We start from the raw sequence: 25,126 nt of genomic DNA, 5'->3' as shown, positions 1-25,126 counted from the left end.
TCCCTTCCTTACGTCACTTGGCCGCGGCCGGGGCGTCCTCGCCGAGAAGCTTGCCGTCCGAGGTCTCGAACTGCTTCTTGAAGTCGGCGATCGCGTCGGCAACAGCGGTGAGGGTGTCGTCCGACATCTTGCCGCCCTCCTTGATGGAGGTCATGAGGCCCTGCTCCTTGCGGTGCAGGTACTCGAGGAGCTCCTTCTCGAAGCGGCGGATGTCGTTGACCGGGACGTCGTCCATCTTGCCGGTGGTGCCGGCCCAGACGGAGACGACCTGGTCCTCGGTCGCCATCGGCTGGTACTGGGCCTGCTTCAGCAGCTCGACCATGCGCTGGCCGCGCTCCAGCTGCGCCTTCGACGCGGCGTCCAGGTCGGAACCGAAGGCGGCGAACGCCTCCAGCTCACGGAACTGGGCGAGGTCCACGCGGAGGCGGCCGGAGACCTGCTTCATCGCCTTGTGCTGCGCGGAACCACCGACTCGGGAGACGGAGATACCGACGTTCAGCGCGGGGCGCTGACCGGCGTTGAACAGGTCCGACTCCAGGAAGCACTGGCCGTCGGTGATGGAGATGACGTTGGTCGGGATGAACGCCGAGACGTCGTTGGCCTTGGTCTCGACGATCGGCAGACCGGTCATCGAGCCGGCGCCCATCTCGTCGGAGAGCTTGGCGCAGCGCTCCAGCAGACGGGAGTGCAGGTAGAAGACGTCACCCGGGTAGGCCTCACGGCCCGGCGGGCGGCGCAGCAGCAGGGACACGGCGCGGTAGGCGTCGGCCTGCTTCGAGAGGTCGTCGAAGATGATGAGGACGTGCTTGCCCTCGTACATCCACTGCTGACCGATGGCCGAACCGGTGTACGGCGCCAGGTACTTGAAGCCGGCCGGGTCGGACGCCGGGGCGGCGACGATGGTCGTGTACTCCAGCGCGCCGGCCTCTTCGAGGGCGCCACGCACGGAGGCGATGGTCGAGCCCTTCTGGCCGATGGCGACGTAGACGCAGCGGACCTGCTTCTTCGGGTCGCCGGAGCGCCAGTTGTCACGCTGGTTGATGATCGTGTCGACGGCCAGGGCGGTCTTGCCGGTCTGACGGTCACCGATGATCAGCTGACGCTGGCCACGGCCGATCGGGGTCATCGCGTCGACGGCCTTGTAGCCGGTCTCCATCGGCTCGTGCACCGACTTACGGGCCATGACGCCCGGAGCCTGCAGCTCAAGCGCGCGACGACCGCTGGTCTCGATCTCGCCGAGGCCGTCGATCGGGTTGCCGAGCGGGTCGACGACGCGGCCGAGGTAGCCCTCGCCGACGGCCACGGAGAGGACCTCACCGGTACGGGAGACCGGCTGACCCTCCTCGATGCCGCTGAACTCACCGAGGACGATGGCGCCGATCTCGCGCTCTTCCAGGTTGAGCGCGAGGCCGAGGGTGCCGTCCTCGAACTTCAGCAGTTCGTTGGCCATGGCCGAGGGCAGACCCTCGACCTTCGCGATGCCGTCGCCGGCAAGGGTGACCGTACCGACCTCCTCGCGCGAGGCCGCGTCCGGCTTGTACGACTGGACGAAGTTCTCCAGCGCGTCCCGGATCTCCTCCGGCCGGATCGTGAGCTCCGCCATCTGGGTTCCCTGCTCTCCTTGTTGGGCCCGAAGTTTCACTTTGGGGGTCTGGGGGCGACCCCCAGGATTCTTCATGTACGGCCCAACCAGGGCCGTCGTCCGTACGTACTGCTATGAAGTTGCTGCTAGCCCGTCACGCGGCGGCCGGCGTCCTCGATGCGGTCCGCGATCGAGCCGTTGATGACCTCGTCACCGACCTGCACCCGGATCCCGCCGAGGACCTCGGGGTCCACGTCGAGGTTGAGGTGCATCTGGCGGCCGTAGAGCTTCGCCAGGGCACCGCCCAGACGCTGCTTCTGCAGGTCGCTCAGCGGAACCGCCGAGGTGACGACGGCCACCATGCGGTCCCGGCGCTCGGCGGCGAGCTTGGACAGGGACTCCAGTCCCGACTCCAGGCTACGTCCCCGGGGCGCGGCCACAAGGCGCGTCACCAGACGCTCGGTCGTCGCATCGGCACGGCCGCCGAGCAGGCTGCCGAGCAGCTCGCGCTTGGCCGAGGCCGTCGCGGAGCGGTTGGTCAGCGCGGCGCGCAGCTCGGTGTTCGAGGCGACGATCCGGCCGAACCGGAACAGCTCGTCCTCGACGTTGTCGAGCTTGCCCCGCTGCTGCGCGGCGGTGAGATCGGCGATGTTCGCCAGGTCCTCCAGCGCGTCCACCAGGTCGCGGGACTGCGACCAGCGGGAGCGCACCATGCCGGCGACGAGGTCCGCGGCGGGGCCGCCGACCTGGGTGCCGAGCAGACGCTGGACCAGTTCGGCCTTGGCCTCGCCGGCCTGCGCCGGGTCGGTCAGGACCCGACGCAACGACACCTCGCGGTCGAGCAGCGCGGTGACGGCGGCCAGCTCGTCGGCGAGCGAGCCGGCGTCCACGGACGTCGAGTCCGTCAGCGCGTCGAGACGCTCGCGTGCGGCTGCCAGGGCCTCGCGGCTCGCTCCGTTCATCGCGCGGCCTCGGCCTTCTCCTCGAGGTCCTCGAGGAAGCGGTCGATCACGCGGCTCTGCCGGGCGTGGTCCTCGAGGGACTCGCCGACCAGCTTGCCGGCCAGGTCGGTGGCGAGCTTGCCCACGTCCTGGCGCAGCGCGGACGCGGCGGCCTTGCGGTCCGCCTCGATCTGCGCGTGACCGGCGGCGACGATCTCCTCGCGCTGCCGCTGGCCTTCCGCGCGCATCTCGGCGATGAGCGTGGCGCCCTGCTCCTGAGCCTCCTGGCGCAGGCGCGCGGCCTCGTGGCGGGCCTCGGCGAGCTGTGCCTTGTACTGCTCAAGGACGCTCTGGGCCTCGGTCTGCGCGGCCTCGGCCTTCTCGATACCGCCCTCGATGGCCTCGCGACGCTCTTCCAGAACCTTGTTGATGGTCGGGAGGAGCTTCTTGGCGAGGAAGCCGAAGACGATGACGAAGGCGATCAGGCCGATGACGAGCTCCGGCCACGGCGGAATGAGGGGATTCTCCTTCTCCGCCTCGGCCGCCAGCTGAACCAGTGCGTGGTTCACATCAGTGCCTTTCGTCGAATGGGGCTGTCGTCGTGGTTCGTCTTAGTAGACGAACGGCATGACGAGGCCGATGAGGGCCAGCGCCTCACAGAACGCGAAGCCGAGGATCTGGTTACCGCGGATGAGGCCGGCCGCCTCGGGCTGGCGGGCGAGAGCCTGGGTGCCGTTGCCGAAGATGATGCCGACGCCGACGCCCGGGCCGATCGCGGCGAGGCCGTAACCGATGGAGCCGAGGTTGCCGTCGACCGCAGCGAGGGTCTGGAGAGCGGACATGCCGGTTCTTCCTTCTCTTTCAGTGACCGGTGGGGGTTGGCCACCGGATGTCTCTGGGGGTGTGGCGGGGGCGGTGCTCAGTGGTGCTCGGCGAGCGCGCCCTGGATGTAGGTGCAGGTCAGGAGGACGAAGACGTACGCCTGGACCGCCTGGATGAAGAGCTCGAAGGCCGTCATCACGATGACCATCACGAACGAGACGCCGGAGTAGGCGATGCCGATGCCGTTGAGCATGTACCAGCTGGCGATCGTGAAGAGCAGCAGCAGGGTGTGGCCGGCGAACATGTTCGCGAACAGTCGCACCGCGTGCGTGAACGGACGGACCAGCAGGTTCGAGAAGAACTCGATGACCATGGCCAGCGGGAGCACCGCGCCGAGCGACTTGTCGTAGCCGGTCACGTTCTTGAAGAAGCCCACGAAACCGTGCCGCTTGAAGGTCAGCGACACCCAGGTGACGTAGACGATCGCGGCGAGGACGGCCGGGTACGCGATGATCGACGTCACCGGGAAGGAGGCGACGGGGATGATCGACCACAGGTTGAGCATCCAGATGAAGAAGAAGAGCGAGACGGCGAGCGGAACGTACTTCTCGCCCTCCTTCTTGCCGATCGTCTCGTAGACGACGCCGCGGCGGACGAAGTCGTAGCCGGCCTCGGCGATCATCTGGAGCTTGCCGGGGACGAGCTTCGGCCGGGCGAAGGCGGCCCAGAAGAAGCCCACGACGATGATCGAGCCGAGCAGGGCCAGCAGCATCGGCTTGTTGAAGTAGAGGCCGTTGCCGTCCGCGTCGCCCCACAGGGGCTCGAACATGAACGAGTGCAGGCCCGGAGCCGGGAAGCCACACCCGTCGAACAGGTGACAGCTCGTGTCGAAAGCGAGCGTCTGCGTCGGGTCAGCACTCACCGCGGGCTCCTTCGTCATGGCGCATAGGTACGGCAACCTCGTTGTGTCGGCGCGGCGGTAGGCCGCAGTTCGGCACGGGACTGGTGTAACGGATGTGGGGGCGGCCGGGGGGCATCGAGCCTCGCGTTCGAGCAGGCGTCAGCTCGGATGCCCGCGCCCGCGATGCCGCAGTTGGCACCGGACGATAGCAGGGTCTCTCAGTCGCATTTATCCCGGCCCTACCTCTCACGACGAGTGCCCCGTTTTTTCGGGCTTGGTGCCCGAATCGGGTTCGACGTAGAGGATCTTGGACTTCATGTGGGCGCGTGTCTGTGCGGCGATCCAGGTCAGGGTGCCGACGACGAGCGTGAGAGCGAAAGCCTTGGGGTGGAACAGCGTGGTGTTCTTGAACACCGCGACGAAGACGAACAGCAGCAGGATCTGAGCCGTGTAGAGCATCAGGCCCATCGCCTGGAAGAGGTGCGGAAGCGATTTGGCAGTGCGCTGCAGGACGTAGAGGCCGATGCCCATGAAGAGGATCACGACCAGCGTCGCCACTCCCGCCCCGATCGCGCCCTTGCCACCGGCGACCACACCACTGACCACGGCGGCGATCGCGCCGACGGCGGCCGTGGGCACGGCGGCCTGAGCCAGGATCCGGACGTCGTTGGACGGCATGGCGGCAACTCCGCTTTCAAAGGGGGGGTGTGTCGTCATGGACGAGCGTAGTCCCGGGCTGAGAGGGATCCTCACGCCAAGAGACCGTCGCACTGCGGTCCTTCGGCTCTGTCCCGGGTTCTCGTGAACCGTATCACAAACTATTTGATGCGGTCTTTACCTAGAAGGTGTGCCCACTGTCACACATGAGAGTGAAGGTGCGCGTCTGTGCGGGAACGCGGCCGACTTGTCTGCTATAGGAGCGATTTGTCGCCCCGCTGAACTCCCACGCGTTGGCAATGCTTTAGTCAGATTCTTACCTTGGGCGTCAGCGCGACGTCTCGGCCTTACGCCGCTCCGGGACGGACGACCGGGCGCTCAGCGCGGTCGCCCCGTTGACACCCGCCACTCCCACGGCGACCGGGGCGCGCTGTTCCACCTCCACGCACTCCGCGGCCGCGGCCCGGCGATGGCGGCGGTAGCGCGGCGGCACGATGTGCTGGGCCCACATCGGGGCGCGCGGGGTGAAGCGCGGCAGCAGGAGCAGGACGAGACCGATCGCGCTGAGGAACACCACGCCGAGCACGATCCACATGGACGCGGAGTTCACCGAGTAGGCCAGCGAGCCGAAGGCGATCAGCGCCGACCAGAAGTACATGATCCACACGGCCCGGCTGTGCGAGTGCCCGATCTCCAGGAGCCGGTGGTGCAGATGCCCGCGGTCGGCGGCGAACGGCGACTGGCCGCGCCAGGTGCGCCGCACGATGGCCGAGATCAGGTCGGCGGCCGGCACCGCGATGATGGTCAGCGGCAGCAGCAGCGGGATGTAGACGGGAACCGTCTGGTGCACGGCCGCCTTCTCCGACCCGGCGAACAGCTTCAGCGCGTCCGGGTCGATCTGCCCGGTGATGGAGATCGCGCCCGCGGCCAGCACCAGGCCGATGAGCATCGAGCCGGAGTCGCCCATGAAGATGCGCGCCGGGTGCATGTTGTGCGGCAGGAAGCCGATGCACATGCCCATCAGGATCGCCGAGAAGAGCGTCGCCGGGGCGGCCGCCTCGATGCCGTACGAGTACCAGATCCGGTAGGCGTACAGGAAGAACGCCGCCGCCGCGATGCAGACCATGCCGGCCGCGAGGCCGTCGAGGCCGTCGACGAAGTTCACCGCGTTGATGGTGATGACGACGAGCGCGACCGTCAGCAGGGTGCCCTGCCACTGGGTCAGCGCGACCGAGCCGACGCTGGGGATGGGCAGCCACAGGATCGTCAGACCCTGCATGACCATCACGCCCGCGGCGATCATCTGACCGCCCAGCTTGATCAGGGCGTCGATCTCGAACTTGTCGTCCAGGACACCGATCAGCCAGATCAGGGCCGCACCGGAGAGCAGCGCGCGCGGTTCGTTCGACTTCTCGAAGACCTCGCTGAGGTTGGTCAGATGGTCGGCGACCAGCAGGCCCGCGCACAGTCCGAAGAACATGGCGATACCGCCGAGCCGCGGAGTCGGTTCCCGGTGCACGTCACGGGCCCTGATCTCCGGCATCGCTCCGGCCACGATCGCGAACTTCCGTACCGGCCCTGTCAGCAGATACGTCACCGCGGCCGTGATGCAGAGCGTCAGCAGGTATTCACGCACAGGCTTCCCCACAGGTCTCGCTGGCCATCTCAGCCCCACACCCTAGCGACGCACGCATATGGTTGTGGACTTCCGGGTAGAGCCGATGGTTGCACGTGCGGCTGTGCCCGCAGGTGCGGATACCCCCGCTCAGGCCGGATACGGCGGAAATCCGACGACCAGGTCCCGCACTTCTTCACGTGCCCGGGCGCTCTCGGCCTCGCCCCGCACCACCCCCGCGAGCAGGGCGGCGATCCGTTCCATCTCCTTCTCGGCCATGCCCTGGGTGGTGACGGCGGCCGTCCCCAGGCGCAGTCCGCGGCTGTCCGCGTGAGGCAGCGCACAGCAGTCGAGGACCATCCCGGCGGCTGCGAGCCGTCCCCGCGCCGTGCGCCCGTCGACGCCGAGCGGCGCCGGATCGGCGGTCACCAGGTGGGTGTCGGTCCCGCCGGTGGTGACCACGAGCCCCTCGTCGGCCAGCGCGGCGGCGAGCACCCGCGCGTTGGCGACCACCTGATGGGCGTACGCGCCGAACGCCGGTGTCGCCGCCTCGCCGAACGCGACGGCCTTCGCGGCGATGGTGTGCATCTGCGCACCGCCCTGGGTGAACGGGAAGACGGCCCGGTCGACCCGCTCTGCCAGCTCGGCGCCGCACAGGATCATGCCGCCGCGGGGTCCGCGCAGCACCTTGTGCGTGGTGGCGCACACCACATCGGCGTATGGCACCGGACTGGGCGCCGCTCCCCCGGCGACGAGCCCGATGGGGTGGGCGGCGTCGGCGATGAGGTAGGCGCCCACCTCGTCGGCGACCTCGCGGAAGAAGGCGTAGTCGATGTGCCGGGGGTAGGCGATGGAGCCGCACACGATCGCCTTGGGCCGGTGGCTGCGGGCGAGGGTGCGCACCTGGTCGTGGTCGATGAGCCCGGTCTCGGCGTCGACGCCGTAGGGGACGAAGTCGAACCAGCGGCCGGAGAAGTTGGCGGGCGAGCCGTGGGTCAGGTGGCCGCCGTAGGGCAGGCCGAGGGCGAGGACGGTGTCGCCGGGGCGCAGCAGAGCGGCGTAGGCGGCGAGGACCGCCGAGGAGCCGGAGTGGGACTGGACGTTGGCGTGGTCGGCGCCGAACAGGGCCTTCGCCCGCTCCACGGCGAGCCGTTCGGCGAGGTCGACGATCTCGCAGCCGCCGTGGTGCCGGGCGCCCGGGTAGCCCTCGGCGTACTTGTTGGCCAGCGCGGAGCCGAGCGCCGCCAGGACGGCCGGCGAGCAGAAGTTCTCGGCGGCGATGAGCTGGAGGGTCGAGGACTGCCGGTCGAGCTCCCCGAGCAGGATCCCGGCCAGCTCGGGGTCCTGGCGCGCGAGGACGTCAGTGGTCTGGGGCGCATGGGTGACCGACATGGTGGGCTCCGGGGCGTCGACGGTGACGTACGACCAATGTAGGCCCGGGGCCCGCCGGGTGCCCGGTCGTCACGTCCTCGCGGGTGCACCCGTGCGCGCGGTGACGACCGGATCCAGTGGTGCCTCGTTCAGCCCCGTCCCCCGTCACATGCGCGCAGGAACCCCCGTCAGCGCCGTGACCACGGGGTCCAGCGCCTCGTTTATCTCGTCCCCGATCGAACGGAAGAAGGGCAGCGGGGCTCCGTACGGGTCGAAGACCTCGTCGGCCTCGGCGGTCGGGGCCAGGAGCCACCCGCGTAGCGCGGCAGCCGCGCGGACCAGGGCGCGTGCGCGGGTCACCAGGCCGTCCTCCAGGGGCGGCAGGGTCGCCGGGTCTATCGCCTTCACCAGACGGGTGAACTCCTTCAGGGTGAAGGTGCGCAGACCCGCCGAGTGGCCCATGGAGATGACCTGCTGGCGGTGGTCACGGGTCGCGGTCAGGACCAGGTCCGCCATGATCACGTGTTCGTCCAGCAGCTCGCGCCCCGTGAAGCCGGACGGGTCCGCGCCGAACTCGGCCAGCACGGTCTCCGCGTTGGCCTCCATGGGCGCGCCCTCATGGCCCCAGGTCCCCGCGCTCTCCACGACCAGGCCGCCCCACAGCGGGTCGCCGAGCCGGTCCGCCAGGGCATGCCGGGTCAGCCGCTCGGTGATCGGCGAGCGGCAGACGTTGCCGGTGCTGACGTGGAGGATGCGGAAGCTGTCCCGCGGGAGCCCTGTGAAGGTCCGCGTCTCTTCCCCGTCCCATATGCCACGCCCCGCGTCAGGGGCCGTCAATTCGCCACCTCGAGGTCGGGTACGACCTTCCTGAGCTCGTCCGCGGAGATCGCGCCCGCGCGCAGCAGCAGGGGCACCTCGCGGGTGACGTCGACGATCGAGGAGGGGACATTGCCGGGGGTCGGGCCGCCGTCGAGGTAGACGGAGACCGAGTCGCCGAGCATCTCCTGCGCGGCGTCGCAGTTCTCCGGCGAGGCGTGGCCGGTGAGGTTGGCGGAGGAGACCGCCATGGGGCCGACCTCGGTCAGCAGCTCGATGGCGACGGGGTGCAGCGGCATCCGCACGGCCACCGTGCCCCGGGTGTCGCCCAGGTCCCACTGAAGGGACGGCTGGTGCTTGGCGACGAGGGTGAGCGCGCCCGGCCAGAAGGCGTCGACGAGTTCCCAGGCCAGCTCGGAGAAGTCGGTGACGAGACCGTGGAGGGTGTTCGGGGAGCCGATCAGCACGGGGGTGGGCATGTTGCGGCCCCGGCCCTTGGCCTCCAGGAGGTCGTGCACGGCCTCGGAGGAGAACGCGTCGGCGCCGATGCCGTACACCGTGTCGGTCGGGAGGACCACGAGCTCGCCACGGCGGACGGCGGACGCGGCTTCGCGCAGACCGGTCGTGCGGTCGGTCGCGTCGTTGGTGTCGTATCGCCGTGCCATATCTAGCGGGCCTCCTCGTACACGTACTGCGGGATGGAAGGGTGCGGCGCGCTCACGGCAGGGCCTTGCGGGCCGTGGCGAACCGGGGGCGGTTGTTGAGGTCGGGGTGGTCGGCCGCGTCGGCCCAGCCCCGCTCCTCGGTGAAGATCCACGGCACCTGGCCGCCCTGGGTGTCGGCGTGCTCGATGACGACGACACCGCCGGGGCGCAGGAGCCGGTGCGCGGTGCGTTCCAGACCGCGGATGAGGTCGAGGCCGTCCTCGCCGGAGAACAGGGCGAGTTCGGGATCGTAGTCCCGCGCCTCGGGGGCGACGTACTCCCACTCGGTGAGCGGGATGTACGGCGGGTTGGAGATGACCAGGTCGACATGGCCGTCGAGGTCGGGGAAGGCGTCCAGCGCGTTGCCCTGGCGCAGGTCGACCCGCGACCCCTCGACGTTCTTACGGGTCCACCTGAGGGCTTCCTCGGACAGCTCCACGGCGTGCACGCGGGAGCGCGGCACCTCCTGGGCGAGCGCGAGCGCGATGGCGCCGGAGCCGGTGCACAGGTCGACGATGCACGGCTCGACGACGTCCATCGCGCGGACGGCGTCTATGGCCCACCCGACCACGGACTCGGTCTCGGGCCGGGGCACGAACACCCCCGGCCCCACCTGGAGTTCGAGGTACCGGAAGTAGGCGAGGCCGGTGATGTGCTGGAGCGGCTCGCGCTGCTCACGGCGCGCGATGGTCTCCCAGTAGCGGGCGTCGAAGTCCGCGTCCTTCACGGAGTGCAGCTCGCCCCGCTTCACGCCGTGCACGAACGCGGCGAGCTCCTCCGCGTCGTTGCGCGGCGAGGGCACGCCGGCGTCGGCCAGCCGCTGGGTGGCCTGGGCCACCTCTGCGAGCAGCAGGTTCACGCAAGTCCTCCGTGTCGTACTCGGTCGTACGTGTCTTACGCGGCCGCCAGCTTGGCTGCCGAGTCCGCGTCGACGCAGGCCTGGATCACCGCGTCGAGGTCGCCGTCCAGGACCTGGTCCAGGTTGTACGACTTGAAGCCGACCCGGTGGTCCGAGATGCGGTTCTCCGGGTAGTTGTAGGTGCGGATCTTCTCGGAGCGGTCGACGGTGCGGACCTGGCTGCGCCGGGCGTCGGCGGCATTGCGCTCCGCCTCCTCCTGCGCCGCCGCGAGCAGCCTGGAGCGCAGGATACGCAAGGCCTGCTCCTTGTTCTGCAGCTGGCTCTTCTCGTTCTGGCAGGAGGCGACGACTCCGGTGGGAATGTGGGTGATGCGCACGGCGGAGTCGGTCGTGTTGACGGACTGCCCGCCGGGCCCGGAGGAGCGGTAGACGTCGATGCGGAGGTCGTTGGGGTTGATCTCCACGTCGACCTCCTCCGCCTCGGGCGTGACGAGGACACCGGCCGCGGAGGTGTGGATACGGCCCTGGGACTCGGTGGCCGGCACGCGCTGCACCCGGTGCACCCCGCCCTCGTACTTCAGGCGGGCCCACACGCCCTGTCCGGGCTCGGTGGCGCCCTGGCCGCCCTTGGTCTTCACGGCGACCTGGACGTCCTTGTAGCCGCCCAGCTCGGACTCGGTGGCGTCGATGATCTCGGTCTTCCAGCCGACGCGCTCGGCGTAGCGCAGGTACATGCGCAGCAGGTCGCCGGCGAACAGCGCGGACTCGTCGCCGCCCGCCCCCGCCTTGATCTCCAGGATGACGTCCTTGTCGTCGCTGGGGTCGCGCGGGACGAGGAGCAGCCGCAGCTTCTCCGTCAGTTCCTCGCGCGTCCGCTCCAGCTCCTTGACCTCGGCCGCGAAGTCGGGGTCGTCGGCGGCGAACTCCTTCGCCGTCTCGACGTCGTCGCCGGTCTGCTTCCAGGAGCGGTACGTGGCGACGATCGGGGTGAGCTCGGCGTAGCGCTTGTTCAGCTTGCGCGCGTTGGCCTGGTCGGAGTGGACCGACGGGTCGGCGAGCTTCTTCTCCAGGTCGGCGTGCTCACCGACGAGTTCCTCGACGGCCTCGAACATCTTGGGCTCCTGAACTGCGTAAGACAGAGGGCGGGCGGGCGACCAAAAACGCCGGTCCCGGCGCACTCCGAGGAGTGCGGCGTGGACCGGCGCTGGTGGCTCGCTACTTCTTGGCAGCAGCCTTGCCGAAGCGGGCCTCGAAGCGGGCCACACGGCCACCGGTGTCGAGGATCTTCTGCTTGCCCGTGTAGAACGGGTGGCACTCGGAGCAGACCTCGGCACGGATGGTGCCGCTGGAGATCGTGCTGCGGGTGGTGAACGACGCGCCACAGGTGCAGCTGACCTGCGTCTCGACGTACTCGGGGTGGATGTCGCGCTTCAAGGTGTCTCCTAGTTCCGGGAGGGCGCCGGGTCGCCACCGCGGGCTTGCGGGAGCGTGAACCGGGGCCGACGTACCAGTCTGCCAGCACTGGCCGCATCCCCCAAAACGAGGGGGCGCCGCGATCTATTCCCCCGGGAGCCTCAGGAGGTCACGACGCCCTTGGCCTGGCCGGTGGCCGTGCCCTCGGTGGCGGACCTCGGGACCGGCCGGTCGTTCTCCAGGGCCGTCCAGATCTGCCGGGCCTTGGTCTCCTGCACGAGGACCCGGTTCGGGTTGGCCGGGTCGTAGCGGACCGGCATGGTGACCATGGTCATGTCCGACGGGCTGATGCCCTTGAGGCCGCTCGCGAAGGAGACCAGGGAGTTGACCGAGCCGAGGTCGGAGTCGGCGGTGACGGCCTTGGTGGCGGTGTCGGCGAGGTCGTACAGCTTCTTGGGGCTGGTCAGCACGCCGACGCTCTTGACCTGCTTGACCAGCGCCTTGATGAAGGCCTGCTGGAGCTGGATGCGGCCGAGGTCGGAGCCGTCGCCGACGCCGTGCCGGGTGCGGACGAGACCGAGGGCCTGGGCACCGGTGAGCTCGTGCGTGCCGGCCTTGAGGTCGAGGTGGCTGTCGGTGTCCTTGATGTCCTTGGTCGTGGTGACCGTGACCCCGCCGAGTTCGTCGACCAGCTTCTCGAAGCCGCTGAAGTCGACCTCCAGGTAGTGGTCCATGCGGATGTCGGTCATGGCCTCGACGGTCTTGACGGCACAGGCCGCGCCACCGGTGGTGTACGCGGAGTTGAACATGACGTCCCTGGCGCCGTCGTGCTCCTTGCCGTCGGTGTCGGTGCACTCCGGGCGGTCGATCAGGGTGTCGCGCGGGATGGAGACCACGGTGGCCTTCTTGTGGCCCTTGTACACGTGGATGATCATCGCGGTGTCGGAGCGGGCACTGCCGTCGTCGGTGCCGCCGCCGAGCTCCTTGTTGGAACCGGAGCGGGTGTCCGAGCCGAGGACGAGGATGTTCTCGGAGCCGTTGTCGGCCTTGGCGGGCCGGCCGGTGCCGAGGGCCTGGTCGATGTCGACGCTCTTGAGGTTGCCGTTGAGCTTGAAGTACACGTAGCCGGCGCCGGTGCCGCCCACCACCACGATCCCCGCGGCGACCCACGCGGCGACCAGCAGGCCCTTGCGCCCCGTGCTGCGGGGTTTGCGACGACGTCCCTTGCCACCCGGTTTTCCGGGTATCGGCGTGCTCTCGGCTGACATGTGCTCCTCGAATCTCGTCCGGTCGGTTACCCCCTGTTTTCAGGGTCAGACGTGGTCAGAAAAAGACCCGTACCGCACCATGTTCGCTCCGCCTGGTCAGACGGCGAAACTCGAGAAAGGGTTGCACAACGCGCTGTGACCACCACGTGAAGCAGTGGTCACAGCACGTCACATCAGGCGTTCGGCACGCCCTGCTCACCAGCGGTTTCAGCCAAAGATGTCGTACTGCTGGAAACCGGTTCCCATGCTGGTCCTTGTGGCGAAGATCTCGCTGGTCGCCTTGCCGGTGCCCTTGTACAGGTAGAGCGTGCCGCCGGGGGTGCGGGCCACGAGGTCGGCCCGGCCGTCGCCGGTGATGTCACCGACGGCGTCGAAGGCGTTGTAGCCGCTCCAGTTGGTGCGCACCTTCACGCGGGCCGCGAAGACGCCCGTGCCGGAGGTGCCGGTGCCCTTGTACAGGTACAGGTCGCCGGTGGTCTTGTTGCGGGCGAGCACGTCCGCCTTGCCGTCGCCGGTGAAGTCGCCGTGGCCGAGCAGCTGGTTGTACTGGCTCCAGCCGCCGCCGACCCTGACCCGGGTCGCGAAGCTGCCGTCGCCCTTGCCCGGGTAGATCCACAGGACACCCGCGGAGTCCACGGAGAGCAGGTCGGGCTTGTAGTCGCCGGTGACGTCGCCGGGGGTGACGATCCGGGTGCGGGTGCGCCAGTCGGTGAAGACCTTCTTGGGGGCCGCCCAGGCTCCGCCGGTGGACGACGGGACGAACCGCAGCCAGTAGACGTCACCGGTGGCGGAGACGCGGTACATGAGGTCCTGGTAGCCGTCCCGATTGAGGTCGGTCTGCCGGACGAGGTTCACGCCGTTCCAGTCGCCCCAGGACTGCCGGGCGGCCAGGGTCGTGCCCTTGGAGTCCAGCTCGTAGCCGACCTTGGTGGAGGAGTTGCGCACCCACAGGTCGGCCTTGTGGTCGAAGTTCAGGTTGGTGTCGTCGACCCGCGGGTAGGCGGCGCCGACGTACTTGCTGACCTTGGTGAAGACGCTGTAGGCGCCCTTGGCGACACAGTCGGTGACGTTCCAGGAGACGACGCCGACGATCCGCCCGTTCACGACGAGGGGGCCGCCGGAGTCACCGCTGCAGATGGCGGTCGTACCGGAGTCGCTGCCGCTGGCGGGCGGGCCCGCGCAGGTCATGTGGCCCTTGATGAACCAGGAGCCGTAGGCCGCGGCGCAGGTCGTGTCCGACTTGATGGGCAGCGTGGCCGTCTTCAGCGTCGGGGAGATGGCGTCGCTGGTGGAGCTGGTACGGCCCCAGCCGTAGACCTTGGCGGTCTTGGCGCCGGTGGTGGCGGGGTCGTAGGAGGCGGTGTCGGTCGACGTCGTCATGCGGATCGGGGTGGCCTTGACGGGGACCGCCAGGGTCAGCACCGCGATGTCGTTGTCGATGGTGTCCGGGTTGTACGACGGGTGGTACCACTGCCGCAGCGCGCCCGTGGCGGTGCCGCCGTGCAGGTCGCCGTTCTCGGAGAGCAGCTGGGTGGCCCCGGTGACCGCGAAGCCGTGCTTGGCCCAGTCGGCGCCCTTGACGCAGTGCGCGGCGGTGAGGATCTTCGTCGGCGCGACGACCGCGCCGCCGCAGAAGAAGCCGGTGTCGTCGCCGGTGTCCGTGGTGCCCTTGTCGTCGACGTACCAGAGCTGGGCCATCCACGGGGCCGAGGAGATGGTGGTCGTCGTACCGCCGATGATCATCGGCGAGATGGTGGAGTCGACCGTGCCACCGCTCGACGGCGTCCGGGTCGCGGTGCGCGTGCGGTCCACGGCCGCGGCCGCCTCGGCGACCCGCTGCTTCAGCTCGGCCCGCGAGGGCGAGGGCGTGGCCGCGGCGGCGGGCGCGGACGGCTGCGGCTCGGACACCACGGTGGCGGCGCTCGCCGAGGTGGCCAGCAGCGCTGCGGCCACGGCGACGGGCAGCGCGATCCACGCGCGCCGTCTGTGCCGGCCGGCGCCTCCGGACAGGGATATACCCATGCAAGTCCCCCCAAGGGATCAGAAGTTCGGAGATCGATCATTCGACCGAAGAGCGCGATACTAAACCAAAGAGGGCCGCCCCCCGAGTGTCGGGGGGCGGCCCTCTTTCGAATCAGCTGACGTCAGTCGCCGTTGCCCGGCGTCGGCGTCGTCTTCTGGATCTGCATCAGGAACTCGGCGTTCGACTTGGTCTGCTTCATCTTGTCGAGAAGCAGCTCCACCGCCTGCTGCTGGTCGAGGGCGTGCAGCACCCGGCGCAGCTTCCAGACGATCCCGAGCTCGTCCGGGGCGAGCAGGATCTCTTCCTTACGGGTACCGGACGCGTCGACGTCCACCGCCGGGAAGATCCGCTTGTCGGCGAGCTTGCGGTCGAGCTTGAGCTCGGCGTTGCCGGTGCCCTTGAACTCCTCGAAGATGACCTCGTCCATGCGGGACCCGGTGTCCACCAGGGCGGTGGCGAGGATGGTCAGCGAGCCGCCGTCCTCGATGTTGCGGGCCGCACCGAAGAAGCGCTTCGGCGGGTACAGGGCGGTCGAGTCGACACCACCGGACAGGATGCGGCCGGAGGCGGGCGCGGCCAGGTTGTACGCACGGCCCAGACGCGTGATCGAGTCGAGCAGCACGACCACGTCGTGGCCCAGCTCCACCAGCCGCTTGGCGCGCTCGATGGCGAGCTCGGCGACCGTGGTGTGGTCCTCGGCCGGGCGGTCGAAGGTCGAGGAGATGACCTCGCCCTTGACCGACCGCTGCATGTCGGTGACCTCTTCCGGACGCTCGTCGACCAGGACGACCATCAGGTGGCACTCGGGGTTGTTGTGCGTGATCGCGTTGGCGATCGCCTGCATGATCATGGTCTTGCCGGTCTTCGGCGGGGCCACGATCAGACCGCGCTGGCCCTTACCGATCGGCGCGACGAGGTCGATGATGCGCGTGGTCAGTACGCCCGGGTCCGTCTCCAGGCGGAGGCGGTCCTGCGGGTACAGCGGGGTGAGCTTGTTGAACTCCGGGCGGCCGCGGCCGTGTTCGGGCGCCATGCCGTTGACGGAGTCCAGCCGCACCAGCGCGTTGAACTTCTCGCGCCGCTCGCCGTCCTTGGGCTGACGGACCGCGCCGGTGATGTGGTCGCCCTTGCGCAGGCCGTTCTTGCGGACCTGGGCGAGGGAGACGTACACGTCGTTCGGGCCGGGCAGGTAGCCCGAGGTCCGGATGAAGGCGTAGTTGTCGAGGATGTCCAGGATGCCCGCGACCGGGATCAGGACGTCGTCCTCGTTGATCTGCGGCTCGGGGCCGCCCATCTCGTCACGCCCACGGCGGCCGCGACGGTCCCGGTAACGGCCCCGGCGACCGCGGCGGCCACCCTCGAAGTCGTCGTCGTCCTGCGGACCGTTGTCGCGCTGCTGGCGGTCCTGACGGCCGCCGCCCTGCTGCTGGTTCTGCTGCTGGCGCTGGCCGCCCTGGCCCTGCTGGTCGTCGCTCTTGCGACGGTCACCGCGGTCACCACGGTCTCCGCGCTCACCACGGTCTCCGCGCTCACGGCCGCGGTCACGGCGGTCGCGGCGGCCACGGCCCTCGCCGTCACCGGCGTCGCCCTGCGGCTGCTGCGCGGGCGTCTCGGCCTTGGGCTCGCTCTTCGCCTCGGCCGCGACGGTCTCGGGGCTGCCCGACGGGGCGCCGGCCTCGGCGGTGGCGCGCCGACGGCGGCGCTCGGTGGGAGCCTCGTCCCCGCCGCGCTCGGCGGCCGGCTGGCCGGGGATCTCGATCTGCTGCTGGGCCACGGCCTTCTCGGCGGGGGCCTCGGCGCCCGCCTCCGCCTTCTTCTCGGCGGCATCGCCCGTACGGGCCTTGGAGGTGGCGCGGCGCTTCGGCTTGGTCTCGGCGGCGTCGCCGGCGGACGAGGACGCGGCCTTGGGAGCCGCGGCACCTCCCCCGGCCTGCGCCTCCTTGATGACCTCGATCAGCTGGCTCTTGCGCATACGCGCGGTGCCCTTGATACCGAGGCCGGATGCGACCTGCTGCAGCTCGGCCAGCACCATGCCGTCGAGGCCGGTACCGCGGCGCCGCCGGGAGCCGGCACCGGTGGCAGGCGCGGAGGCGTCCGTGGCGGGCGCGGCAGCGGTCTCCTCGACACGTGCGCCCATCAGATCGGTGGTGTCGCTCACGAAGGGTCCTTCCCTGGAGCGGACGTCGGCCTGTCTGGCTCGGCGACCGTTTGTGCTGTCCGACGTCGGTCCCATCCTTGTGGACCGTGCCGGGGCGGTGGTCCGCCTGAACGGCGGAGGAATGTGGTGACGGCGCTTCCGAGAGCCGTGGCACTGAGTGTCCGTGTCACGTGGCTTGGTCACACCGGTTCCGGAGCGTGCCCGGCAAGTCGCTCAGTGCTCGCGTACGAGGTACTGCCCATGTACGTCGTGCGGAACGCAGTGCGGCTTGGGAGGCTCCCGGAAGAATGTCTGTCCCGGACGGGGACGTGAAGCACCTCGCCATGGTGGGGTCGGGTGCAGACTTGAGATTAACACTACCGGATCCAACAAACATTCCCCCTCTCGAAATCCGGCACACGCCGGATCTCAGATGTCACTGGCGGCCGCGAGCGGGAGCACACAGGCTCCCTGGGCGTCGAGGTCCAGCCGGTTGGCGGCCCAGCCCTCACCCGCCAGATGGGCCACCTTGTCGGCACTGTCCGCGTCGACCAGTGCGAGCACGGTGGGCCCCGCTCCCGAGATGACTGCCGGGACTCCGTCGGCCCGCAGCCGCTCCACCAGTGCGGCGCTCTCCGGCATGGCGGGGGCGCGGTACTCCTGGTGGAGACGGTCCTCGGTGGCCGGCAGCAGCAGCTCGGGGCGCCTGGTGAGGGCCTCGACGAGCAGCGCGGCACGGCCGGCGTTGGCGGCGGCGTCGACGTGCGGCACGGTGCGCGGGAGCAGTCCGCGCGCAGTCTCGGTCAGGACGGGCTTTCCGGGCACGAAAACCACCGGAACGACGGAATCGTGCGGCTCCAGCCTGATCGCCCGGGCGGCACCGGCCTCCATCCAGGCGAGGGTGAAGCCGCCGAGCAGACAGGGGGCCACGTTGTCGGGGTGGCCCTCGATCTCGGTGGCGAGCTCCAGCAGCGCGGTGTCGTCGAGCCGGGCCTCGCCGCCTATGGTCACGGCGCGGGCGGCGACGATCCCGGCGCAGATGGCGGCCGAGGAGGAGCCGAGGCCGCGGCCGTGCGGGATGCGGTTGGCGCAGACGATCTCCAGGCCGCGCGGCTGGCCGCCCAGCAGGTCGAACGCGGTGCGCAGGGACCGTACGAGCAGGTGGTTCTCGTCACGCGGGAGTGTCTCGCTGCCCTCTCCCGCGATGTCGATGTGCAGCCCTGAGTCGGCCACCCGGACGACGACGTCGTCGTAGAGCCCCAGCGAGAGGCCCAGGGCGTCGAAGCCCGGGCCGAGGTTGGCGCTGGTGGCGGGGACGCGCACCCGGACGGCGGCGGCGCGGAAGGCGGGACCGGCCATCTCTCGATGACTCTCCTTGAGCTGCGTGATTGTCGAATGACATTCGATGACGAACGAAGACCCTGCCGACCGCGGAGACGACGCGGCACCCCGCTGTACGCGAGGGCATATGCAGCGGGCGGGTTCGGTACAGCCTATCGAAGGAAGGTTCTGTGGCGACATAGGGCGCACAGGAGGCGCACGATGCGTGTCGTAAGCCCCCTGTGCACCCCCGGTGGGGAAGCCCCTGCCGTACGCCGGTCAGGGGTGCCGCGCGCTGTTACGCGAGCCCGAGGCGCTCGGCCGCCGTCGCCGCGTCGACCGGGACGGTGACCGGCTGCGGGGCGCCCGCGACGGCCCAGTCGGGGTCCTTGAGGCCGTTGCCGGTGACCGTGCACACGATCTTCTGGCCCGGGTCGACCTTGCCCTGCTCGGCGGCCTTCAGCAGACCGGCCACGGAGGCGGCGGAGGCGGGCTCCACGAAGACACCCTCCTGAGCGGCCAACAGCCGGTAGGCGCGCAGGATCTCACGGTCCGTCACCTCGTCGATGAACCCGCCGGACTCGTCCCGCGCCGCGAGGGCGTAGTTCCAGGAGGCCGGGTTGCCGATGCGGATCGCGGTGGCGATGGTCGACGGGTCCTTGACGACCTCGCCGCGCACGATCGGGGCGCTGCCGGAGGCCTGGAAGCCCCACATCCGGGGGGTCCGGGCGGCCACGCCGTCGGCGGCGTACTCCTTGTAGCCCTTCCAGTACGCCGTGATGTTGCCGGCGTTGCCGACCGGCAGGACGTGGATGTCGGGCGCGTCGCCGAGCATGTCGACGATCTCGAAGGCGGCCGTCTTCTGGCCCTCGATGCGCACCGGGTTGACCGAATTGACCAGGGCCACCGGGTAGTTGTCGCTCAGCGCGCGGGCCAGGGTGAGGCAGTCGTCGAAGTTGCCGTCGACCTGGAGGATCTTCGCGCCGTGGATGAGCGCCTGGCCCATCTTGCCGAGCGCGATCTTGCCCTGCGGCACCAGCACGGCGGAGACCATGCCCGCGCGGACGGCGTAGGCGGCGGCGGAGGCCGAGGTGTTGCCGGTGGAGGCGCAGATGACCGCCTTGGCGCCCTCCTCCTTGGCCCGCGTGATGGCCATGGTCATACCGCGGTCCTTGAAGGACCCGGTGGGGTTGGCGCCCTCCACCTTGAGGTGGACCTCGCACCCGGTGCGCTCGGAGAGCACCTGCGCGGGCACGAGGGGCGTGCCGCCCTCGCGGAGCGTCACGACCGGCGTGGTGTCGGAGACGGGCAGCCGGTCCCGGTACTCCTCGATGATTCCGCGCCACTGGTGGGTCATTGCTGGTTACTCTCCTTCAACCCGCATGATGCTGGCGACACCCCGCACGGTGTCGAGCTTGCGCAACGCCTCGACGGTCCCGCCCAGGGCGGCGTCGGACGCGCGGTGCGTGACGACGACGAGAGACGCCTCGCCGTCCTTCCCCTGCTGCCGAACGGTATCGATGGACACCCCGTGCTCGGCGAACACGGTGGCGACCTGGGCGAGAACACCCGGTTTGTCGGCCACGTCCAGGCTGATGTGGTAGCGCGTGACGACCTCGCCCATGCCCGAGACGGTCAGGGCGGCGTACGCGGACTCACCGGGGCCGGTCGTGCCGCTGAGCCGGTTGCGGCAGACGGCGACCAGGTCGCCGAGGACGGCGGAGGCGGTGGGAGCGCCGCCCGCGCCCGGGCCGTAGAACATCAGCTGGCCGGAGGCGTCGGACTCGACGAACACGGCGTTGTAGGCGCCGCGCACGGAGGCGAGCGGGTGGCTGAGCGGGATCATCGCGGGGTGCACGCGCGCGGTGACGGACCGGCCGTCCTCGGCACGCTCGCAGATGGCGAGCAGCTTGATGGTGCAGCCCATGTTCTTCGCGGAGGCGAAGTCGGCGGCGGTGACCTCGGTCATGCCCTCGCGGTAGACGTCGTCGAGACGCACGCGCGTGTGGAAGGCGATCCCGGCGAGGATGGCGGCCTTGGCGGCGGCGTCGAACCCCTCGACGTCGGCGGTGGGATCGGCCTCGGCGTACCCGAGGGCGGTGGCCTCGTCGAGGGCTTCCTGGTACCCGGCCCCGGTCGAGTCCATCTTGTCGAGGATGAAATTGGTGGTCCCGTTGACGATCCCGAGCACCCGGTTGACCTTGTCGCCGGCCAGGGACTCGCGCAGCGGGCGGATCAGCGGGATGGCACCGGCGACGGCGGCCTCGTAGTAGAGGTCCTTGTCGGCCTTCTGGGCCGCCGCGTGCAGGGCGGCGCCGTCCTGGGCGAGGAGCGCCTTGTTGGCGGAGACGACGGAGGCGCCGTGCTCGAAGGCGGTGGTGATGAGGGAGCGCGCGGGCTCGATGCCCCCGATCACCTCCACGACGACGTCGATGTCCCCGCGTTTGACGAGGGCGGTGGCGTCGGTCGTGACGAGTTCCTGCGGAATGCCTTCGCGCACCTTGGAGGGCCGCCGTACCGCGACCCCCGCGAGCTCCACGGGGGCCCCGATCCGGGCGGCGAGGTCGTCAGCGTGCGTCGTCATGATGCGCGCCACCTCTGAGCCGACCACTCCACAGCCCAGCAGCGCCACCTTCAGCGGACGCGTACGCATCATCCGACCTCGTTTCCTCATACCGTCTACGGTGGAACCAGTCTCACTCACCGGACGGGAGTTTCTGCCCCTCGTCCGGATTATGAGACATCTATTTCATTTGTCCGGGGGCGGAAGACCGTAGATCTTCCGTTCCTGGTCTGCGGGGGTTTATCCGACGTCGAGCCGCAGAAGGTCATCTTCCGTCTCACGGCGCACGATCACCCGGGACTCGCCGCCGCTGACGGCGACGACCGGCGGGCGCAGCACGTGGTTGTAGTTGCTCGCCATGGAACGGCAGTAGGCGCCCGTCGCCGGTACGGCGATGAGGTCACCCGGTGCCAGGTCGGCCGGCAGGAACGCGTCCTTGACCACGATGTCCCCGCTCTCGCAGTGCTTGCCGACGACCCGGGCGAGCATGGGCGCGGCGTCGGAGGTCCGGGACACCAGGGCCACGGTGTACTCGGCGTCGTACAGCGCGGTGCGGATGTTGTCCGACATGCCGCCGTCGACGGAGACGTAGGTGCGCAGCCCGTCGAGGGGCTTGACGGTGCCGACCTCGTAGAGCGTGAACGCGGTGGGACCGACGATGGCCCGCCCCGGCTCGACGGAGATGCGCGGGGTCCGCAGCCGGGCGGCCTCGCACTCACGGGTGACGATCTCCGTCAGCGCCTTGGCGATCTCGTGGGGCTCGCGCGGGTCGTCGTCGGAGGTGTACGCGATCCCCAGCCCGCCCCCGAGGTCGATCTCGGGAAGCTCGACACCGTGCTCGTCACGGACGTCCTTGAGCAGCCCGACCACGCGGTGCGCGGCGACCTCGAAGCCGGACATGTCGAAGATCTGCGACCCGATGTGGGAGTGGATGCCGATGAGTTCGAGGCTGTCGAGCTGAAGGGCGCGCCGCACGGCCTCGGCGGCCTGCCCGCCGGCCAGCGGGATGCCGAACTTCTGGTCCTCGTGGGCGGTCGCGATGAACTCGTGGGTGTGCGCCTCGACGCCGACGGTGACCCGGATCTGGACGCGCTGCCGCGTGCCGAGCTCACGCGCGATGTGCGCGACCCGGACGATCTCCTGGAACGAGTCGAGGACGATACGTCCGACACCCTGGGTGATCGCGCGGCGGATCTCCTCCGTCGACTTGTTGTTGCCGTGGAAGGCGATGCGGTCGGCGGGCATGCCGGCGGAGAGCGCGGTGGCGAGCTCGCCCCCGGAGCACACGTCGAGGTTGAGCCCCTCCTCGTGCAGCCAGCGCACGACGGCGCGGGACAGGAACGCCTTGCCCGCGTAGAAGACGTCGGCGTCATGGCCGAAGGCGGTGCGCCAGGCCCGCGCCCGGGCCCGGAAGTCGGCCTCGTCGATGACGTAAGCGGGCGTGCCGTGCTCCTCGGCGAGGGCCTTGACGTCGATGCCGCCGACGGTGACGACACCGTCCTCGTTGCGATCGACGGTCTGCGCCCAGACCTTGGGATCGAGGGTGTTGAGGTCGGCGGGCGGGGCGGAGTAGTGGCCCTCGGGAAGGACGTCGGCGTGCCGGGGCCCGGCGGGATGTGCGGAACGGCTCATCTTCTTGACTGGCTCTCTAGAGGTGTTCGGGTGCGTCGATGCCGAGCAGGGACAGGCCACCGGCCAGCACCGCCCCGGCGGCTTCGGCGAGCGCGAGCCGGGCACGGTGGGCGGCCGAGGGTTTCTCCGCACCACGCGGAAGGACGGCGACGAGAAACGGCAGCACGGCATCGGCGACGACGACGAGATGCCGGGCCAGGCGGTCGGGAGCGTGGTGCGCGGCGGCGGCCTGGAGGACACGGGGGTGATCGGCGAGGGCGTGGCGTAGGGGGGTCGCGTCGTGTACGGGTGTCTGCCGTACACCGGGTTCCCGTACGACTGCTCTGGTGTCCCCCCGTGGGTCCACGTCCCCGGGCTCGGCGTGGAAGCCCAGGTCGGCGGCGTTGCGGCTGAGGGCCCGGGTGCGGGCGTGGGTGAGCTGGCGGTCCAGGAGTGCGCTCGCCTTCGCCGCGCCCACGGTCAGGTTGCCGCGGTCCGGAGCGGGGGCCGGGGTGGTGCCGGCCGAGCGGGGCTGTGCGGGGAAGACCGCTCCCGAGAGCCTGTGCAGCGCCAGCAGCAGCCGCTCCAGCCGGGACTCGTACGCGTGCTCCATGCCCAGGGTGCCGGACAGCCAGGCCAGTTCGGGGCGCAGCGACTCCGACCAGTCGGGGTCGAGGACGGGGCGGAAGGTGTGGAGGCTGGCGCTGATGCGGCGCACCGAGCGGCGCAGGGCCCGGGCCGCGTCGGCCGGGTCCTCGGCGCCCGCCGCAGCACCGCCGGATTCGCGGTGCTGGCGCAGGGCGCGGAGGAACTCCGTTGCCTGGGACCGCAGATAGCCCGCCAGGGCGTCCCCGGCGGGGACGCCTGACGGCCCGACGTGCCCGGACAGGGGGTCCGTCGGTTCAAGGTGTTGCTGTGCCACGCCGGCGCCTCCGGGCGTCTATGAGCATCTCCTGGACGTTGCGCAGGGGTTGGCCGTCCGCGTCCGTGGCGTGCCGGGTCCACTCGCCGTCCGGGCCGAGGTGCCAGGACGCGGTGGTGTCGGACATGCCGGTCTCCAGCAGCCGGTTCAGCGCCGCCCGGTGGGCCGGGTCGGTGACGCGGACCAGCGCCTCTATCCGGCGGTCGAGGTTGCGGTGCATCATGTCGGCGCTGCCGATCCACACCTCGGGCTCGCCGCCGTTGCCGAAGGCGAAGACCCGGGAGTGTTCGAGGAACCGGCCGAGGATCGAGCGGACCCGGATGTTCTCCGACATGCCCGTGACACCCGGGCGGATCGCGCAGATGCCGCGCACCCACACGTCGACCGGCACACCCGCCTGGGACGCGCGGTAGAGCGAGTCGATGAGCGCCTCGTCCACCATGGAGTTGACCTTGATGCGGATGAAGGCCGGACGTCCTGCGCGGTGGTGCTGGACTTCCTTGTTCACTCGGGAAATGAGGCCGTCGCGAAGGGACTTGGGGGCCACCAGGAGGCGGCGGTAGGTCTCGCGGCGGGAGTAGCCGGACAGCCGGTTGAACAGGTCGGAGAGGTCCGCGCCCACCTGCGGGTCGGCGGTGAGCAGGCCGAGGTCCTCGTACAGCCGGGCGGTCTTCGGGTGGTAGTTTCCGGTGCCGACGTGGCTGTACCGCCTTAGTGTGTCGCCCTCCTGACGGACCACCAGGGACAGCTTGCAGTGGGTCTTCAGGCCGACGAGGCCGTAGACGACATGGCAGCCGGCCTCCTCCAGCTTGCGCGCCCACTTGATGTTGGCGTGCTCGTCGAAGCGGGCCTTGATCTCGACCAGGACGAGGACCTGCTTTCCGGCCTCGGCGGCGTCGATGAGGGCGTCGACGATCGGGGAGTCGCCCGAGGTGCGGTACAGCGTCTGCTTGATGGCCAGCACGTCCGGGTCGTCGGCCGCCTGCTGGAGGAAGGCCTGGACGGACGTGGAGAAGCTGTCGTACGGGTGGTGCAGCAGCACGTCACGGGTGCGCAGGGCGGCGAAGATGTCGGGCGCGGACGCCGACTCGACCTCGGCCAGGTCGCGGTGGACGCCGGCGACGAACTTGCGGTACTTCAGCTCGGGGCGGTCGAGGCCCGCGATGCGGAAGAGGCCGGTGAGGTCGAGAGGGCCGGGCAGCGGGTAGACCTCGGCCTCGGAGATCTTCAGCTCGCGCACCAGCAGGTCGAGCACCTCGCGGTCGATGGACTCCTCGACCTCCAGGCGCACCGGCGGGCCGAAGCGGCGCCGCATGAGCTCCTTCTCCAGGGCCTGGAGGAGGTTCTCGGCGTCGTCCTCCTCGACCTCCAGGTCCTCGTTGCGGGTGACCCGGAAGGTGTGGTGCTCCAGCACCTCCATGCCCGGGAACAGCTCCTCCAGGTGGGCGGCGATGACGTCCTCGATGGGGACGTAGCGGCCGGGGGAGGACTCCAGGAAGCGGGACAGCAGCGGGGGGACCTTGACCCGGGCGAAGTGGCGGTTGCCGTTGACCGGGTTGCGCACGATCACGGCCAGGTTCAGGGACAGGCCGGAGATGTAC

22 protein-coding genes are annotated in these 25,126 nt (G+C 69.9%); all 22 read right to left on the bottom strand.

What is annotated here, in order from left to right; genetic code table 11:
• Positions 1–13: 13 nt before the first annotated feature.
• Positions 14–1,603, bottom strand: a complete 1,590-nt coding sequence (gene atpA / locus EHS43_RS03410; protein ID WP_125189021.1) for a F0F1 ATP synthase subunit alpha — start codon at positions 1,601–1,603, stop codon at positions 14–16.
• 125 nt (positions 1,604–1,728) lie between these two features.
• Entirely contained in the window at positions 1,729–2,544 is an 816-nt protein-coding gene (locus EHS43_RS03405; protein WP_125189020.1) for a F0F1 ATP synthase subunit delta, read from the bottom strand.
• Complete coding sequence (locus EHS43_RS03400) at positions 2,541–3,092, bottom strand: F0F1 ATP synthase subunit B (protein WP_174269236.1); 552 nt, start codon at positions 3,090–3,092, stop codon at positions 2,541–2,543. The genes EHS43_RS03405 and EHS43_RS03400 overlap by 4 nt, the downstream gene beginning before the upstream one ends.
• Positions 3,093–3,134: 42 nt before the next feature.
• A complete protein-coding gene (locus EHS43_RS03395; protein ID WP_020136565.1) occupies positions 3,135–3,365 on the bottom strand; it encodes an ATP synthase subunit C in 231 nt (76 codons plus the stop codon).
• A gap of 77 nt (positions 3,366–3,442) precedes the next feature.
• Positions 3,443–4,285, bottom strand: a complete 843-nt coding sequence (gene atpB, locus EHS43_RS03390) for a F0F1 ATP synthase subunit A (RefSeq protein WP_185806094.1) — start codon at positions 4,283–4,285, stop codon at positions 3,443–3,445.
• 207 nt (positions 4,286–4,492) lie between these two features.
• The gene (locus EHS43_RS03385) at positions 4,493–4,924 is read right to left on the bottom strand and encodes a hypothetical protein (RefSeq protein ID WP_125189018.1); all 432 of its coding nucleotides are present in this window, start codon (positions 4,922–4,924) and stop codon (positions 4,493–4,495) included.
• A 307-nt stretch (positions 4,925–5,231) separates the two neighbouring features.
• The gene (locus EHS43_RS03380) at positions 5,232–6,539 is read right to left on the bottom strand and encodes an MraY family glycosyltransferase (RefSeq protein WP_125189017.1); all 1,308 of its coding nucleotides are present in this window, start codon (positions 6,537–6,539) and stop codon (positions 5,232–5,234) included.
• A gap of 129 nt (positions 6,540–6,668) precedes the next feature.
• The gene (glyA, locus tag EHS43_RS03375) at positions 6,669–7,910 is read right to left on the bottom strand and encodes a serine hydroxymethyltransferase (RefSeq protein ID WP_125189016.1); all 1,242 of its coding nucleotides are present in this window, start codon (positions 7,908–7,910) and stop codon (positions 6,669–6,671) included.
• Positions 7,911–8,054: 144 nt separating this feature from the next.
• On the bottom strand, positions 8,055–8,726 hold the full coding sequence (locus tag EHS43_RS03370; RefSeq protein ID WP_125189015.1) for a protein-tyrosine-phosphatase: 672 nt from the start codon (positions 8,724–8,726) through the stop codon (positions 8,055–8,057).
• Positions 8,723–9,370, bottom strand: a complete 648-nt coding sequence (locus EHS43_RS03365; protein ID WP_125189014.1) for an L-threonylcarbamoyladenylate synthase — start codon at positions 9,368–9,370, stop codon at positions 8,723–8,725. Before EHS43_RS03365 ends, EHS43_RS03370 begins: the two co-directional genes overlap by 4 nt.
• A gap of 52 nt (positions 9,371–9,422) precedes the next feature.
• Positions 9,423–10,268 (bottom strand): peptide chain release factor N(5)-glutamine methyltransferase, encoded by an 846-nt coding sequence (gene prmC, locus EHS43_RS03360; RefSeq protein WP_125189013.1) that lies wholly within the window; start codon positions 10,266–10,268, stop codon positions 9,423–9,425.
• 35 nt (positions 10,269–10,303) lie between these two features.
• Positions 10,304–11,380 (bottom strand): peptide chain release factor 1, encoded by a 1,077-nt coding sequence (gene prfA / locus EHS43_RS03355; protein ID WP_125189012.1) that lies wholly within the window; start codon positions 11,378–11,380, stop codon positions 10,304–10,306.
• Between the two features lie 103 nt (positions 11,381–11,483).
• On the bottom strand, positions 11,484–11,702 hold the full coding sequence (rpmE, locus tag EHS43_RS03350; RefSeq protein WP_007384712.1) for a 50S ribosomal protein L31: 219 nt from the start codon (positions 11,700–11,702) through the stop codon (positions 11,484–11,486).
• Between the two features lie 140 nt (positions 11,703–11,842).
• Complete coding sequence (locus tag EHS43_RS03345; protein ID WP_125189011.1) at positions 11,843–12,949, bottom strand: LCP family protein; 1,107 nt, start codon at positions 12,947–12,949, stop codon at positions 11,843–11,845.
• Positions 12,950–13,156: 207 nt separating this feature from the next.
• The gene (locus tag EHS43_RS03340; protein WP_260470366.1) at positions 13,157–14,971 is read right to left on the bottom strand and encodes a trypsin-like serine protease; all 1,815 of its coding nucleotides are present in this window, start codon (positions 14,969–14,971) and stop codon (positions 13,157–13,159) included.
• Positions 14,972–15,093: 122 nt separating this feature from the next.
• Positions 15,094–17,130 (bottom strand): transcription termination factor Rho, encoded by a 2,037-nt coding sequence (gene rho, locus EHS43_RS03335; protein WP_125189010.1) that lies wholly within the window; start codon positions 17,128–17,130, stop codon positions 15,094–15,096.
• 408 nt (positions 17,131–17,538) lie between these two features.
• Positions 17,539–18,468 carry a homoserine kinase gene (thrB, locus tag EHS43_RS03330; RefSeq protein WP_125189009.1) on the bottom strand — a complete coding sequence of 310 codons (930 nt, stop codon included), beginning with the start codon at positions 18,466–18,468 and terminating at the stop codon, positions 17,539–17,541.
• A 259-nt stretch (positions 18,469–18,727) separates the two neighbouring features.
• Complete coding sequence (gene thrC / locus EHS43_RS03325) at positions 18,728–19,786, bottom strand: threonine synthase (protein WP_125189008.1); 1,059 nt, start codon at positions 19,784–19,786, stop codon at positions 18,728–18,730.
• Positions 19,787–19,792: 6 nt separating this feature from the next.
• Positions 19,793–21,085 carry a homoserine dehydrogenase gene (locus EHS43_RS03320; protein ID WP_125189007.1) on the bottom strand — a complete coding sequence of 431 codons (1,293 nt, stop codon included), beginning with the start codon at positions 21,083–21,085 and terminating at the stop codon, positions 19,793–19,795.
• Between the two features lie 147 nt (positions 21,086–21,232).
• On the bottom strand, positions 21,233–22,624 hold the full coding sequence (gene lysA, locus EHS43_RS03315) for a diaminopimelate decarboxylase (protein ID WP_125189006.1): 1,392 nt from the start codon (positions 22,622–22,624) through the stop codon (positions 21,233–21,235).
• 16 nt (positions 22,625–22,640) lie between these two features.
• Positions 22,641–23,525: a DALR anticodon-binding domain-containing protein gene (locus tag EHS43_RS03310; RefSeq protein WP_125189005.1), complete on the bottom strand. Its 885-nt coding sequence runs from the start codon at positions 23,523–23,525 to the stop codon at positions 22,641–22,643.
• Positions 23,506–25,126 (bottom strand): RNA degradosome polyphosphate kinase (locus tag EHS43_RS03305; RefSeq protein ID WP_125189004.1); only part of this gene is annotated, 1,621 nt, incomplete at its 5' end. The genes EHS43_RS03310 and EHS43_RS03305, both read right to left, overlap by 20 nt.

Origin of the sequence: Streptomyces sp. RP5T (assembly GCF_003933965.1) — a bacterium.
In the GTDB taxonomy this organism is placed as follows: Bacteria; Actinomycetota; Actinomycetes; order Streptomycetales; family Streptomycetaceae; genus Streptomyces.
Note: the sequence above shows the minus strand (reverse complement) of the source record. Positions and strands in the feature narration are given on the sequence as shown.